This is a genomic window from Halobacterium sp. GSL-19 (assembly GCF_016917855.1).
In the GTDB taxonomy this organism is placed as follows: domain Archaea; phylum Halobacteriota; class Halobacteria; order Halobacteriales; family Halobacteriaceae; genus Halobacterium; species Halobacterium salinarum.
In genome coordinates this window covers 1,938,699-1,952,437 of sequence record NZ_CP070377.1, presented here as the reverse complement: position 1 = coordinate 1,952,437, position 13,739 = coordinate 1,938,699, and the positions used below count along the sequence as shown (strand labels likewise).

Genomic DNA, 13,739 nt, shown 5'->3' with positions numbered 1-13,739 from the left:
TTACCGGAGCAGCGCCCGCGCCTGGTCGAGTGAGAACAGGCTGGTCGGTTTGTCCATGTCGACCGCGATCTCCCCGGAGAACAGCCGCAGGCCGGCGGACTGGATGGGCGTCGGCATCGAGTAGCCCGCCCGCACGAGGTGGCCGAGCGTGATCTCGCGTTCGAGGGCGTCCCGCCAGGCGCGCTCGTAGCCCGCGAGGGTGCCCGGGCGGTCGGGGTCGAGTTCGCGGGCGGCCGCGTCGGCGGCGGTCATCCCGTAGCGGATGCCGCCGCCGGTGAAGGGTTTGGTCTGCCCGGCGGCGTCGCCCAGCAGGAACCCGCGGTGGCTGGTGACGGTGTCCGGCGGGCCGATGGGGATGAGACCGGAACACCGGTGTTCGACGTCGACGCCGTAGTCGGCGACGAGGTCGTCGAAGCGACCGGCGACGTCCTCGCCGGGGGCGGCTGCGAGCCCGTATTCGACGCCGGCGTCGCCGCGGGGGATGCGCCACGCGAAGAACCCGGGGACGGTGAGGTGGACGTCCACGAAGTCCTGGTGGTCGGGGTCGGGGTCGAACGCGAGCGCGCCGTGCAGGAACTCGTCGGGGTCGGGCAGCGAGAGCGCGTCCCGAACGCGGGAGCGCGGGCCGTCGCTGCCGGCCACCATCTTCGCGGTGACGTCGATGGAGTCGTCGGGGCCGCGGGCGGTGACGGTGACCCGGTCGCGGTGTTCGGTGACGTCGGTGACCGTGTGGTGTTCGCGGACGTCAGCACCGGCGTCGCGGGCGGCCTCGGCCAGGACTTCGTCGAGGTGGACGCGGTCGATGGCGTTCGAGATCGGGGTGGATTTGTAGAACGGGTGGGCGGACGAGTCCGCGCCGCCGAGGTGGAAGCGCGCCCCCCGGATGTCGTTCTGGAACAGGGCGTCGTGGTGTTCGTCGGGGACGAACTCCCAGACGTCGAGGCTGACGTGGCCCGAGCACGCGAGCGGCGTGCCGAGGTCTCCTTGTTCGAACGCGATCACGTCGTAGCCCTGTTGGGCCGCGCGCCGGGCGAACCGCGCGCCGGCGGGGCCGACACCGACGACCACGAAGTCGTACATCATCGCGTGGTAGTCCGGTGGCCAGCAAAGGTCTTCTCCCTCGCGGCTGGCGGCTGCGTACGGCAGCTACACGGACGATGTGGTGCACGACGCCGACGGGTCACGGGCAACGGAGAGGCTGCCGGCGGCGTCGATCGACACCCGCGTTGCGGCGCTGGGGCAGTCGAAGTCGGCCGGCGTGACCCGAGCGGTCGCCGTGGCTTCCGTCCCGAGCACTCGCATCGAGGCGGTGTACGCGCGGCGGTCGCGCAGCCGAACGACCGCCGTGCTGTCGGGGGCGAGGGTGTAGACGCCGTCGAAGCGGGGTGTCGAGTCGGTGTCGACGCGGAGCCGCGTCGTCCACGACGCCGCGGTGGCGTTCCAGAGGCGCAACGCGTAGTCGCCGCCCGCACCGGCTGCGCCCACCGTCTCAGTCGCGGTGTCGCCGGCCGCCACGTCGTCGGTCACGACCCCCGGACACGCCATCCGCGTCGAGACGCGCGTGGACGAAAGCGTGGCGTCGTCCTGGACGGTGATGGCGGTGCTCGTGGCGTTGCAGGTGAACCCGCCCGGACGCAGGGTGGCTGTTTGCTCGCCGCGCAGCGTGGGGCCGGACACCCGCGCGGTGTAGGCGTCCAGGTCGGTGAGCGATGCGACCAGGCTCGCGTCCGCGGCGAGGGTCACCGGCTCGTCGAGCACGCGCTCGCCGCGCCGGGAGATCGTGAGCGTGCCGTCGTGTGGCTCGCTCGTGGGGTTGGTGAACGCGATGCGGGCCGGCCGCCGGAGCCCGCCCGCATCGAGGCTGCCGGTGCCGACGGTTCGGCGGGCGGTGTCGCCGGCCGCGACGCGCGTGCGGTCAGCCGAGGGCGGGGGCGACGCATCCGTGCCCGTCGATCGGGTGCGTGACGTGGCTGAGTGGTCGCGGTCGTCGCGCCGAGAGAGACAGCCCGCGGTTGCGGCCACAGCCCCGAGACAGAGCCGCGAGAGGAACGGTCGGCGGTGCATACACGGCCGTACGCGGGGCGGCGGTATTACGGCTTGGCGGGTTCAAACGCGCGTTTGAGTTCGCGGGCGGATCAGTCGTCGCTCAGCGCCGGTTTCTCGCGGCCGCTTCGCGGCCCCTCGCGGTCGACCGCCGGGAGCTTATCGCGGAGGTAGCGGCCGGTGTGGCTGTCGTCGGTGCGCGCGACCGCCTCCGGGGTTCCGGTGGCGACGACGTCGCCGCCGGCCGCGCCGCCCTCGGGGCCGAGGTCGACGACGTGGTCGGCGTTTTTCACGAGATCCAACTCGTGTTCGATGACGACGACGGTGTTGCCGCGGTCGGTGAGCCGCTGGAGCACCTCGATGAGCTTGCGCTCGTCGTGGCTGTGGAGCCCGGTGGTGGGTTCGTCGAGGAGGTACAGCGTGTCCCCCGAGGACTGCTTGCCCAGCTCCTCGGCGAGCTTGACGCGCTGGGCTTCCCCCCCGGAGAGCGTGGTGGACGGCTGGCCGAGGCGCATGTAGTCGAGGCCGACGTCTTCGAGCAACTGGAGGCGGCGGCCGAGCCGGCTGTCGGCCTCGAAGAAGTCGTGGGCTTCCTCGACGCTCATGTCGAGCACGTCGGCGATCGTCTTGCCCTTGAACGTGACGTCGAGCGTCTCGTCGTTGTAGCGGTCGCCGCCACACTCCTCGCAGGGCACGTGAACGTCCGAGAGGAAGTTCATGTCGATCTTCTGGGTTCCCTGGCCGCCACAGGCCTCACACCGGCCGCCTTTGACGTTGAACGAGAACCGCCCCTTCTTGTAGCCGCGCTGCGTGGCGAGTTTCGTCTGCGCGAACTTCTCCCGGATGTAGTCGAAGATGCCGGTGTAGGTGGCCGGGTTGCTGCGGGGCGTGCGGCCGATCGGGCTCTGGTCGATGAGCCGCACCGTCTCGACGTGTTCGGTGCCCTCGATGGCGTCGTGGTCGCCGGGGTCGACGCTCGTGTTGTCGTTCATCTCGCGGGCCAACCCCTTGTAGAGGATGTCGTGCATGAGCGTCGACTTCCCCGAGCCGGAGACGCCCGTGATGGCGGTGAACGCGCCGATCGGGAAGTCGACATCGAGGTTCCGGAGGTTGTGCTGGCGGGCACCCGTGACGGTGAGCGTGTCGTCGTAGTCGCGGCGCTCGTCGGGGACGGGGATCTGCTCGCGGCCCGCGAGGTAGTCGCCGGTGATGGAGTCGGTGGCGGCCATGACGTCGGCGACGCTGCCGTTGGCGACGACCTCGCCGCCGTGGCGGCCCGGCCCCGGCCCCATGTCGACAACGGTGTCGGCGCGGCGCATCGTCTCCTCGTCGTGCTCGACGACGATCAGCGTGTTCCCGAGATCCCGCAGCTCTTCGAGGGTGTTCAACAGCCGGTCGTTGTCGCGCTGGTGGAGTCCAATGGAGGGCTCGTCGAGGACGTACAGTACGCCGACCAGCCCGGACCCGATCTGGGTGGCGAGGCGGATGCGCTGGGATTCCCCTCCGGAGAGCGTCGACGCCTCGCGGTCCAGCGTGAGATACTCCAGGCCCACTTCCGTCATGAACCCGAGGCGGGCGCGGATCTCTTTGAGGATCTCGGCGGCGATCTTGGTGTCCCGGGCGTCCAGCTCGGCTTCCATCCCCTCGAACTGTGCGAGGGCGTCGCCGATGCTCATCCGGTTGACGTCGGTGATCGGGGTGCCGTCGACGAGGACGGCCCGCGAGGACGGCTTCAGGCGGGTGCCGTCGCAGGCCGGGCACGTCGTCACGGACATGTACGTCTCGATGTGGTCCCGGGTGGACTCCGAATCCGTCTCGACGTACCGGCGTTCGAGGTTCGGGATGACGCCCTCGAAGCGCTTCTCCTTGCGGCGGGTGCCGTTTTTCGTGGAGCGCTCGAAGACGACCTCGTCGCTGGTGCCGTAGAGGAACGCCTGCTGGACGGCGTCGTCTAGCTCGTCGAAGGGCGTGTCGACGCTGACCCCGAAATGCGCGGCGACGGCGTCCAGGCGCGTGCGGTAGTACGAGCGCTGGTAGCTCCACGCCTCGAAGACGTCTTTGATCGGCTTGGAGGTGTCGACGACGACGAGGTCCTCGCTGACCTCCTTGGTGTTCCCGATGCCCTCGCATTCGGGACACGCCCCGTGGGGGCTGTTGAACGAGAAGCTGCGCGTCTCGATCTCGCTGATGTCGATGCCGCAATGCGTGCACGCGAGGGCGTCGCTGAACTCCACGACGAGGCGGTCGTCGGCGGCGTCGTCGGCGAGGTCGCCGGTCGAGCGCGCCGTCGCGCCGCCGAGTTCGGTGTCGGGTCCGGCGTCCGGAACGACGACTTTGAGCACGCCGTCGGCTTCGTCGAGGGCGGTTTCGACGCTGTCAGTGATCCGGGAGCGGGCGTCCTCGGTGACGGTCACACGGTCGACCACCACGTCGACCGTGTGGTCGTAGTTCTCGTCGAGGTCGGGGTCGTCGTACGCGAGGTCGTAGGACTCGCCGTCGACTGCCACCCGCGAGTACCCCTCGTTGACGAGGTCCTCGAAGAGGTCCTCGAAGGCACCCTTCTGGTCGCGCACGACCGGTGCGAGCAGCTTCGCTTTCGTTCCTGCGGGGAGGTCGAAGATGCGCCGCACCATCTGCTGGGCGGACTGCTCGCCGACCTCGCGGCCACACTCCGGGCAGTGTGGCGTGCCGACGCGGGCGTACAGCAGTCGCAGGTAGTCGTGGAGCTCGGTGACGGTGCCGACCGTCGACCGGGGGTTGTTCGCGGCGTTCTTCTGGTCGATGGAGATCGCCGGGGAGAGCCCCTCGACGGACTCCACCTGTGGTTTGTCCATCTGCCCGAGGAAGTTGCGCGCGTACGCCGAGAGGCTCTCGATATACCGGCGCTGCCCTTCGGCGTAGATCGTTTCGAACGCGAGCGACGACTTCCCGGATCCGGACAGCCCCGTGACGACGTTCAGCGACTCGCGGGGAAGCTCCACGTCGAGGTCCGTGAGGTTGTGTTCTTCGGCGCCACGGACCTCGATGTACTCTTCGCTCATTGGGAGAGCACAGGGGACCGACCACGGAAGGTCTATCGGTCCCAGCGAACGCAGGGAAGGCTTTTCAGTGGGCCGAAACAGCACACGACATGGCCGACTACGACATTGCCGCCGTCGACCTCGACGGCGACAGCTTCGAGGTCAGGCAGGCGCTCGTGCGGAACAAGTACGACGTCCGGAACGCCGACGGCGAGGTGGTGCTGAAAGCGAAACAGAAGCTGTTCAAGCTCAAAGAGCAGTTCCCGTTTGTCACCGACGACGGTGACCCGGCGTTCACCGTGGCGGCGGGGGGCATACTCGACATCGGCGGCACGTACACCATCGTCGACGACACCACCGGCGAGGACGTGGTGGTGCTCGATGAGGACTACTCGCTGTTCGCGGAGAACTGGACGATCCGGGACCCCGACACCGGCGACGCGCTTGCCACCATCGAGTCACGGAGCACGGTGCTGTCGGCGCTCCGCCACCTCATCGGCGTGGTGAACCTCGTGCCGAACAAATACGACATCTACGACCCCGAGGGGCGGGCGGTCGGCGCCATCGAGGGGCAGTTCTCGGTGAAGGACACGTACACGGTCACCATCGACGACGCACGCACCATCCCCAAGGAGGGTGTCGTGGCCGCCGCCTGCGTGATCGACGCGCTCGAAAACCAGTGAGTGCCCGGCAGCGAGCACGGGGTTCTTCAGCGAGTGCGGGCAAACACCGAGGCGATGCCATCGGAGTCGCGCTCGCTGCTCGCACGGTCGCTGCCCGTGGTCGGCGTCGCCTACCTCGTGTTCCTCGCGATGCAGCCGCCGCCGGGTCGGTGGGTGGGGCTGGCGTGTCTGGCCGTCGTCGCGCCGTTCGCCGCCGGCTGGGCGCTGGGGCGGTTCGCCGGCGTCGGCCCGTGGAGCCAGCGGGGCGAGTAGCGGCCGGTTCGGCGGCTACACGTGCTCGGGCAGCCAGCCGCCGTCGACGTTGACGTTCTCGCCGGAGACGTAACCGCTGTCGGCGTCGCAGAAGAACCGGACGACGCTCGCGATGTCCTCGACGGTCGCCCACCGGCCACGTGGTGCGTCGGCGGGGAACTCGTCGGAGTTCTGGACGACGTACGGCGAGACGGCGTTGGCGGTGATGCCGTCGTCTTGGGTGTCGGCGGCGAGCATGCGGGTAAACATCAACAGCCCCTGTTTGGCCGCGAAGTACGGGAAGTTCGTGGGGTTGACCAGTCCCTTCTCGGCGGACGCGTAGCCGACGTTGACGATGCGACCCCACGACCGGGCGCGCATCCCCGGGAGCGCGCGCTTGGCGGTGAGGAAGGGCGCGGTGAGGTTGGTGTCGAGGACGGTGTGCCAGGTGTCGGCGTCGATCTCCGTCCAGTGCGTGGGCGCGAACGCGCCGACGTTGTTCACGAGCACGTCGACGGGACCGATGTCGGCTTCGACCGTGTCGAAGATGTGGTCGACGGCGTCGGGACTGGTGACATCGCCGCGGACCGTCGTGACTGCCGGTGCGCCGAGCGCCCGGGCTTCGGCGGCGGCCTCGTCGGCGGCGTCGGCGCTGGTGTGGTAATGGATGGCGACGGCGGCACCGCAGTCGGCGAGCGAGAGCGCGAGGCCGCGGCCGAGCCCGCGGGCGCTCCCGGTGACGAGCACAGTCCGGCCGGCGAGGTCGGGGGCGTGCATGTGCGCACCTGCGGGCGGCGGGCATATGCTTATGCTGGTCGCGGGCCACGACCGCGTATGATGCGTGTTCGGCGGCGGACGGGCGGTGGTCGCGGTCCCGGACCGAGGTGGCGATGATGGAGGCGTCGGTCGGCGACGGGATGGGGGGGCTGTTGGAGGTCACACTGGACGCCGAGGAGGCGGTGTTGGCCGCTGCGGGCGCGCTCGTGGATCACACGGGGGACGTGCGCATCGACCGGTCGCGGGCGGGGGCGATGCGGTCGGTCGCGAACACCGCCCGCGAGCGCGAGGTGACGCCGGTCCGGGTGCGCGCGGTCGGTGGCGGGGCAGTGGTGCGGTTCGCACCTGACTACCCGGGGGAGATCGCGGCCTGTGAGTTGGGCGCTGCCGGGGGGCGGGTGTCGGTGGCGTGGGACGGGTTCGTTGCGGCGCCGGTCGGCGTCAGCGTGGGTGCGCGCAGCATCGGGAACGCGCCGACGCGGGGCATGGGGCTGTTGATGACGCAGTTCACGGGCGAACGAACCGTGTACGTCGCCGGACGGGGGCGCGTGGAACGGGTGGCACTGGCCGAGGGGGACAGCCGCGTGGTCGCGGCCGCGAACGTCGTGGCGTTCGAGGACCGCGTGCGCGTGGCTGTCGAGCGCGTGTCCGCGATGGAGGACGCGGCGTCGGTGGGGCGGTTCCACGGGCCGGGCACGGTGTGGGTTGCGACCCGGTGAGCGGGCGGACACGATCCTGCGTGAAAACTGAGTGGTTAAGTGGTCGGAACCCGCCGCTACACGTGAATGCACTACGCGGGCGTCGACCTCGGGGCGACGAACGTGCGTGGGGCGGTCAGTGACGAATCGGGACGCATCGTCGGCGTCGACCGGCGGAAGACGCCCAGCGGCCCGACCGGGATCGCGGTCACGGAGACCGTGCTGGCAGTGATGCGCGCGGCGGCCGCGGACGCCGGCGTCGCGCCGACGGCGATCGAGGCCGCGGGCATCGGCAGCATCGGCCCCCTGGATCTCGCGAACGGTGCCATCGACTCCCCGGCGAACATGCCGGCGTCGGTGGAGACGATCCCGCTGGTCGGCCCGCTGGCGAACCTGCTGGGGGTCGACACGGAACGCGTGTTCCTGCACAACGACACGGTCGCCGGCGTCATCGGGGAGCGGTTCTACGCCGACCGCACGCCGGACGACATGGCGTATCTCACGATCTCCTCGGGGATCGGCGCGGGGATCGCCGTCGACGGAACCGTGATCGGGGGGTGGGACGGCAACGCCGGCGAGCTCGGGCATATGGTGGTGGACCCGCGCGGCCGGCGGACGTGTGGGTGTGGCCGGGACGGCCACTGGGAGGCGTACTGCTCGGGGAACAACATCCCCGAGTACGCGCGCCTGCTGGCCGACGACGCCGACGGCGTGGAGACGGCACTGCCCCTGGACAGCGGGGGGCTCACCGCCAAAGACGTCTTCGAGTGTGCGGCCGACGGCGACACGTTTGCCGCCCACGTCGTCGAGCAACTCGGGGTGTGGAACGGGATCGGCGTGACGAACCTCGTCCAGGCGTACGCTCCGCTGGTGGTGTACGTCGGCGGGGCGGTCGCGCTGCACAACCCCGAGCAGGTGCTTGGGCCGATCCGAGATTACATCCAGGAGCGCGTGTTCAGCAACGTCCCGGAGATCCGGCTGACGACGCTGGGCGACGACGTGGTGCTGAAGGGCGCGATCGCGTCGGCGCTCACGGGCGGGACCGGTGACAGCACTCACGCGCCGTGAGCGCGCGGTCTACCGGCGGGCGGCGTGAAAGAGCAGTAACCGAAGGTATACCATGCATCGAGCGTGTATCCGCGGGTATGAGCGAGACAGCGGCCGCGGGAGACCTCCACGAGCGCGTCGAAACCTGGCTCGTCGGTCAGATGCCGATCATCAGGAGCCACGGGGGGACCAGCGCCGTCAGGAAGGCCGACGCGACGGCCGGCGAAGTCGTCGTCGAGTTGGGCGGCGCGTGTTCCGGGTGTGGGATCAGCCCGCGGACGGCACAACGGATCAAAACCGACCTCGCGGCGGAGTTCGACGAGGTCGACGATGTCGTCGTGCGGTTCACCGACGGCGACGGCGGCGGCTGGGGCGGCGATCAGGCGGAGAGCTTCATGGGGATCGACCGCAACGAGGGCGGCCGCGGCGGTCGCGGCGAGGGCAGCCCCAGCTCCGACGCACACTTCTAAGGAGCGTGTTACTCAGCCACGGCTGACTGCACGCGCTCGGCGACCGACAGCGCGTTTTCCGCGAGTTCCTCGGAGACCAGGCCGTCGGCAACGCAGTCCTGCAGTTCCTCGCGGTCGACGATCTCGACGGCACCGTCGGCGTGTTTGATCACGTCCACGTGGAGGTCGACGTATCGGACGGCGTCCGGGAACACTTCCACGGGCGTGCAGACGTTGAGATACGTCCCCTTGCGTTCGCCGTCCTCGCTGCGGTAGACAGTCGGATACCACCAGTTGCCCTCGGTGAACCGGGTCGTGGCGGTGTCGCCTGCCTCGCGGGCGACACCCAGGGCGTCGTACGTGCCGCCGCCAGTCATCTCGCGCTCGACGGTGATGCGGGCGTTCTCCGCGGACCGATCGGTGACTTCGCCGCGGCCAAGCGAGATGAGCGCGCCGTCGGGTTTGCCGTGCTGGATCTCGATCGACGCGCCGACGCCGGGGCCGAACTGGTCCGTGACCGCGCCGAACGGGAACTCGTCGACGGACGCCCCCAGCGCCTCCGCGAAGTCGACGGCGTCGCTGGCGGCGTCGCTGCCGGCTTTGATGCGGTGGTGGCCCGGCATCGTCGCTGCCACCGTGCGGCGGTGGTCGTCGAGCGCACACCGGGTTTCGCGGCCGAACCACGCCCACAGCGTGGTGTCCGGAGCGGCCACGAGGCCGGGGGTATCGCCCCCGTCTGCGTCGGCGAGTGTGGCCTCCAGCCGGTCTGCCCGGGCGGCCAGCGTGTCGAGGGCGGTCCCGCGGGCGTCGAGGCTCGCGTCGGCGCCGTCGTACTCCCAGTAGACACCCCAGTTGTCGGGGATGTCGGGGTCGAGGAGCTCCGTCGCGCGGGCGAGCTCGGCGCGGTCGGTGGCGGCACCGGCGACGAGCGCGTCGACGCCGCGGTCGAGGCTCGCGAGCGCGCCCGAAACGGTGATCGTGGCCGTGGCCCTGGGGCGGTCGTCGTGCCAGGGCGGGGCTGGATCACGGATAGCGACCCGGAGGGTGTCGCCGTCGGTGACGTGGTCGTCGACGGCGCCGAACGGGAGGTAGGCCTCGCGGTCGTCGCCGAGGTCGAGGATCGCGCCGCCGCCGACGGTGTGGTCGACGGTGGCGTCGAAGACCGCGCCGCGAGGGACGGGATCGGGCCAGACGAAGGTGTCTCGGGGGAGGTCGGCGACGACGGCGCGGACGGCACGTGCGTGGTCGTCACCGTGGGCGGTGATGCCGACGCCCTGGCGGTCGGGCGTCATCCGGATGTCGGCGTGGGGTTCGGCGGCACCGAGGTCGGCGTCCGGGAACCGTGCCCGGATGGGCGGGGATGCGGCGACGACGTCGAGGCCCGCGTTCCGGAGCAACTGCGTGAGCGCGGTGGCGTAGATGCCGCGGACGCGAACCCGGGTCATTGGACGTGCGAGTGGGCGGCGGTGGTGGGCTGGTGGCGCTGCATACGCGGTGGTTGCGCCCGTACCGGTATCAGGGTTTCAGTCGTCGGCGGGCTGTGCGGGGGTCGTGTCGGAGTGGTCGCTGTCGGTTGGGGTGGTGTACAACAGGCCGCGGCTGTGACTGTATGCCATGGTTGTGGCGTCGATTTGGTAGCACACAAAACCTATCGTCGAGGCAAGTACTGACACACGTCGGGTCGGAAGGAACGATGAAGGACGTGGATGCGAAAGACGGGACACATGACCGCTGACCAGGACCCGGTGCAGCGGGCTGCCGACGACGACATGGACCTCTACGATGTCGTCACGTGGGAGCCCCGTAGTCGGCTCGACTACGCGGCTACGTGGCTCTACAACGCTCTCGGGACGGGGCTTCGCCCCGGGGTGTTGGTTGTCGCGGCGCTCATCATCGTCGCGCAGTTCGCCACGGCGACGGGGTTGGTGTTCTTCGACCGGCCCGTCGTCGGGGCCTACGTGTTGCTCTCGGTGGCGCCCGCGCTGGCCGTCGCCGGCTACATCTGGCTGGCCGACGCGACCGGCCAAGAGCCGATCGAGTTGCTCGTCGCCACGTTCGTGTTCGGGTTCCTGTTCGCGGGCTTTGCGGCCGCCATCAACGCGATGTCCTCGGTCGTGCTGTTCGGGTCGAGCGACCCCATGACGGGGAGCACGGCCGTGGCCACGTCCGCGCTGTTTTATTTCCTGGTCGTCGGCCCCGTCGAGGAGATCGTGAAGTGGCTGGCGGTGCGGCTGTACGTCTTCCGCAGCGACGAGTTCGACACCGTCGTCGACGGCGCGGTCTACGGTGCGATGGCGGGCCTGGGGTTCGCCACCGTCGAGAACGCGATCTACATCCTGCGGGAGGTCATGTCGGTCATGCAGACCGCGGGCGGCCAGCAGGCCACGGAGGTGGCGTTCCAGGTGGCGGCGCTGCGAACGCTCGCCGGCCCCGGCCACGTGATCTACTCGGCGTTCGCGGGCTACTACCTCGGCCTCGCGAAGTTCAACCCCGACGACGCCGGCCCCATCGTCGTGAAGGGGTTGGTGACCGCGACGTTCATTCACGCGACGTACAACACGGCGGTCACCAACCTCAAGCCGGTCGCGGAGTTCGTCGGGGTCGCCCAAGGGGTCGCGTTCCTGGTGTTCGTCATCGCCTACGACGGCGTCTTCCTGGCGGTCCTCGGCAAGAAGCTCCGGGCCTACCGGGCGGCGTACAACCACACCGGGGCGTCGGCGGTCGCGGCGCACGCCGCAACCTGGGACGGCGACGCGCTCGAGCCGGCGGTGCGGCGGATCGCGGACGACGGTGTGGGCGTCGACCCCGAGGATTACTCGGCTGCGTCCAGCGCGCCGCCGACCGAGTCCACGGAGGAGTCGTAGCTGGCCATCCGCTCGACGTACTTCGCGAGCACGTCGACCTCGACGTTCACGCGATCGCCGGGGCTGCGCTCGGACAGCGACGTGAGTTCGTAGGTCGTCGGGATGACGGCGACGGAGAACGTGCCGGCTTCGTCGTCGATGCCGGCGACAGTGAGACTGACGCCGTCCAGGGCGACCGATCCCTTCGGCGCGACGTACTGGGCGTGGCCGTCGGGGAGCGCGAACGTGAACGTCCAGTCCTCGCCGACCTGCTCGATGTCGACGACCTCGGTGGTGGTGTCGACGTGTCCCTGCACGACGTGGCCGTCGAGGCGGCCGTCGGCGGGCAGCGCGCGCTCCAGGTTCACGCGGTCGCCCGACGACACGGCGCTCAGCGTTGTCTTCGACAGCGTCTCGGCGGCGGTGAACACCGAAAACCAGTCCTCGCCCCAGTCTTCGACGGTGAGACAGACGCCGCCGACGCTGATGCTCTCGCCGTGGCTGAACGCGCCGAAACCCGTGACTGCGATGCGGAGGCGGCGACCGTCGTCGTCGTCGACGACACGCTCGACGGTGCCCGTCTCCTCGATGATTCCCGTGAACACGATTCCAGATTCGGGACGCATCACGAAAACGTACCGGTTCGTGGCGACGACAACTGTTTTTCGCCTGCGCACGCACAGCCACCCTGTGAAGCTGCTCGATGCGGTCAGCCTCGGCGTCGCGGTCGCGTTCGCAGCGCCAGCCGGGATGCTGGGCGTCGAAACACTGCTCGCCGGGGACCACACCGGCTGGGTCTTCCTCGGGTTCGCTGCCGCCATCCTGGCGTGCGACCGCTACGTCTACACGCCCACCGAGATCCCGGCGCTCATCGCGCAGAGCGCTGCCACGGTGGTTGCCAACCCACCCGACAACGACGACGACAGCGACGACGCTCAGTAATCGGCTTTGGGCACGACCGAGCGCGGGAACGACCCGACGCGCTCGGCGCCGTCCGCGCCGACGACAGCGACATCCGACACGCCGACCGTGCGCCCGTCGTCGGTCACGCCCGCCGACACGGACACGACCGCGCCCTCGGCGAGCGTCGCCTCCCCGGTCGGCGCTTCCCGGCGCTCCAGGCCGACCCCGTGAACGTCGACGGTGGTCTCCTCGGGCGGGAACCCCAGCGACGCCAGCTCGGCGGTCGCCTCCTCACCGGCGCGCTCGGCGGTCGTCTCCCCCGCCTCGATGACGTCGATGGCGGCGTCCACGCCGTACTCACAGCCCAGCGTGGCGCGGCGATCCCAGCCGCCGTCCGCGCCCGCGACGAACGTCCGGCGGACGGGCGCATGGTACCCGTCGACAACAGCAGTGGCCGTGACGCGCAGCGGCGTGTCCGGCTCCGCCGACGCCGGCCGCACGGTCGTCGCCGGCACCGCGCCGTCGTCAGCGATCCCGGCGTTGGCCGCACGACGCACGGCCGCGGGCGTCCCGAGGTCGTCCGCAACACCGTCGGCGAGCAAGCCGCCGGCGGCCCCAAGGCCGGCCTCGGCGGCGGCGACCGCCTCCCGCAACGTCTTCTGCTCGGCGGGCGTCTTGCTACGGCGGGCGTGCTTGTGGACGACCGTCGACGACACGTCGATGCCCGCCTCTTCGAGGTACAACGCGGCGTCGTGGGGCAGCATGCGGGGCGCAAGCACTGCGTCCGACGCCAACCCCGGCAGCCGCCTGGCGGGCACCGAATGCGGGTCCAGGACGGTGACCTCGGCCGGAACCCCGGACGCCCCGGGGAGGCTGCGCTCGGGCACCACTGCGACCCGGCCGCCGTACACGACGGCCGCGCGACACGGCAGCTGTGTGCCGGCGAGATACGACACCACCGGATCATCCGGCGGGCCGACGTGGACGAACGCGTCGGCGTCGGCGTCCGCCAGCGCGGTGGCGAAAGGTGGAGCGCGCATTCTGG

The 13,739-nt window shown here is 70.3% G+C and carries 14 protein-coding genes; 7 read left to right on the top strand and 7 right to left on the bottom strand.

Annotated features, from left to right (window positions below):
• From JT689_RS12115 to uvrA, 3 genes are all read right to left on the bottom strand, one after another.
• Positions 1-1,080 carry a geranylgeranyl reductase family protein gene (locus tag JT689_RS12115; protein ID WP_205251306.1) on the bottom strand — a complete coding sequence of 360 codons (1,080 nt, stop codon included), beginning with the start codon at positions 1,078-1,080 and terminating at the stop codon, positions 1-3.
• A 66-nt stretch (positions 1,081-1,146) separates the two neighbouring features.
• Positions 1,147-2,064, bottom strand: a complete 918-nt coding sequence (locus JT689_RS12110; protein ID WP_205251305.1) for a hypothetical protein — start codon at positions 2,062-2,064, stop codon at positions 1,147-1,149.
• Positions 2,065-2,135: 71 nt separating this feature from the next.
• A complete protein-coding gene (gene uvrA / locus JT689_RS12105) occupies positions 2,136-5,084 on the bottom strand; it encodes an excinuclease ABC subunit UvrA (RefSeq protein WP_205251304.1) in 2,949 nt (982 codons plus the stop codon).
• Between the two features lie 89 nt (positions 5,085-5,173).
• Here uvrA and JT689_RS12100 point away from each other — a divergent pair, with 89 nt between their 5' ends.
• Both JT689_RS12100 and JT689_RS12095 read left to right on the top strand, forming a co-directional pair.
• Positions 5,174-5,746 (top strand): hypothetical protein, encoded by a 573-nt coding sequence (locus JT689_RS12100; RefSeq protein WP_136361002.1) that lies wholly within the window; start codon positions 5,174-5,176, stop codon positions 5,744-5,746.
• 54 nt (positions 5,747-5,800) lie between these two features.
• Entirely contained in the window at positions 5,801-5,998 is a 198-nt protein-coding gene (locus JT689_RS12095; RefSeq protein WP_010903970.1) for a hypothetical protein, read from the top strand.
• A gap of 15 nt (positions 5,999-6,013) precedes the next feature.
• Here the strand turns inward: JT689_RS12095 and JT689_RS12090 are convergent, their stop codons facing one another.
• Positions 6,014-6,754: an SDR family oxidoreductase gene (locus JT689_RS12090; protein WP_136361001.1), complete on the bottom strand. Its 741-nt coding sequence runs from the start codon at positions 6,752-6,754 to the stop codon at positions 6,014-6,016.
• A gap of 113 nt (positions 6,755-6,867) precedes the next feature.
• Here JT689_RS12090 and JT689_RS12085 point away from each other — a divergent pair, with 113 nt between their 5' ends.
• The 3 genes from JT689_RS12085 (at position 6,868) to JT689_RS12075 (ending at position 8,969) form a co-directional block, all read left to right on the top strand.
• Positions 6,868-7,473 carry an AIM24 family protein gene (locus JT689_RS12085; protein WP_010903968.1) on the top strand — a complete coding sequence of 202 codons (606 nt, stop codon included), beginning with the start codon at positions 6,868-6,870 and terminating at the stop codon, positions 7,471-7,473.
• A 66-nt stretch (positions 7,474-7,539) separates the two neighbouring features.
• On the top strand, positions 7,540-8,520 hold the full coding sequence (locus JT689_RS12080) for an ROK family protein (RefSeq protein WP_136361000.1): 981 nt from the start codon (positions 7,540-7,542) through the stop codon (positions 8,518-8,520).
• A gap of 77 nt (positions 8,521-8,597) precedes the next feature.
• Positions 8,598-8,969, top strand: a complete 372-nt coding sequence (locus JT689_RS12075; protein ID WP_010903966.1) for a NifU family protein — start codon at positions 8,598-8,600, stop codon at positions 8,967-8,969.
• A gap of 8 nt (positions 8,970-8,977) precedes the next feature.
• On the opposite strand, the gene JT689_RS12070 is transcribed toward JT689_RS12075, so the two are convergent.
• The gene (locus JT689_RS12070; protein ID WP_205251303.1) at positions 8,978-10,393 is read right to left on the bottom strand and encodes a ribonuclease E/G; all 1,416 of its coding nucleotides are present in this window, start codon (positions 10,391-10,393) and stop codon (positions 8,978-8,980) included.
• 279 nt (positions 10,394-10,672) lie between these two features.
• Between JT689_RS12070 and JT689_RS12065 the strand changes: the two genes are divergently transcribed.
• Complete coding sequence (locus tag JT689_RS12065) at positions 10,673-11,812, top strand: PrsW family intramembrane metalloprotease (protein ID WP_168731176.1); 1,140 nt, start codon at positions 10,673-10,675, stop codon at positions 11,810-11,812.
• Here JT689_RS12065 and JT689_RS12060 read toward each other — a convergent pair.
• The gene (locus JT689_RS12060) at positions 11,761-12,396 is read right to left on the bottom strand and encodes a riboflavin synthase (protein WP_168731194.1); all 636 of its coding nucleotides are present in this window, start codon (positions 12,394-12,396) and stop codon (positions 11,761-11,763) included. The two genes, JT689_RS12065 and JT689_RS12060, sit on opposite strands and share 52 nt — an antisense overlap.
• An 85-nt stretch (positions 12,397-12,481) precedes the next feature.
• On the opposite strand from JT689_RS12060, the gene JT689_RS12055 reads away from it, so the two are divergent.
• On the top strand, positions 12,482-12,733 hold the full coding sequence (locus JT689_RS12055; RefSeq protein ID WP_049892579.1) for a hypothetical protein: 252 nt from the start codon (positions 12,482-12,484) through the stop codon (positions 12,731-12,733).
• On the opposite strand, the gene JT689_RS12050 is transcribed toward JT689_RS12055, so the two are convergent.
• Complete coding sequence (locus JT689_RS12050) at positions 12,727-13,734, bottom strand: M24 family metallopeptidase (RefSeq protein ID WP_205251302.1); 1,008 nt, start codon at positions 13,732-13,734, stop codon at positions 12,727-12,729. The genes JT689_RS12055 and JT689_RS12050 overlap by 7 nt on opposite strands.
• Positions 13,735-13,739 lie beyond the last annotated feature (5 nt).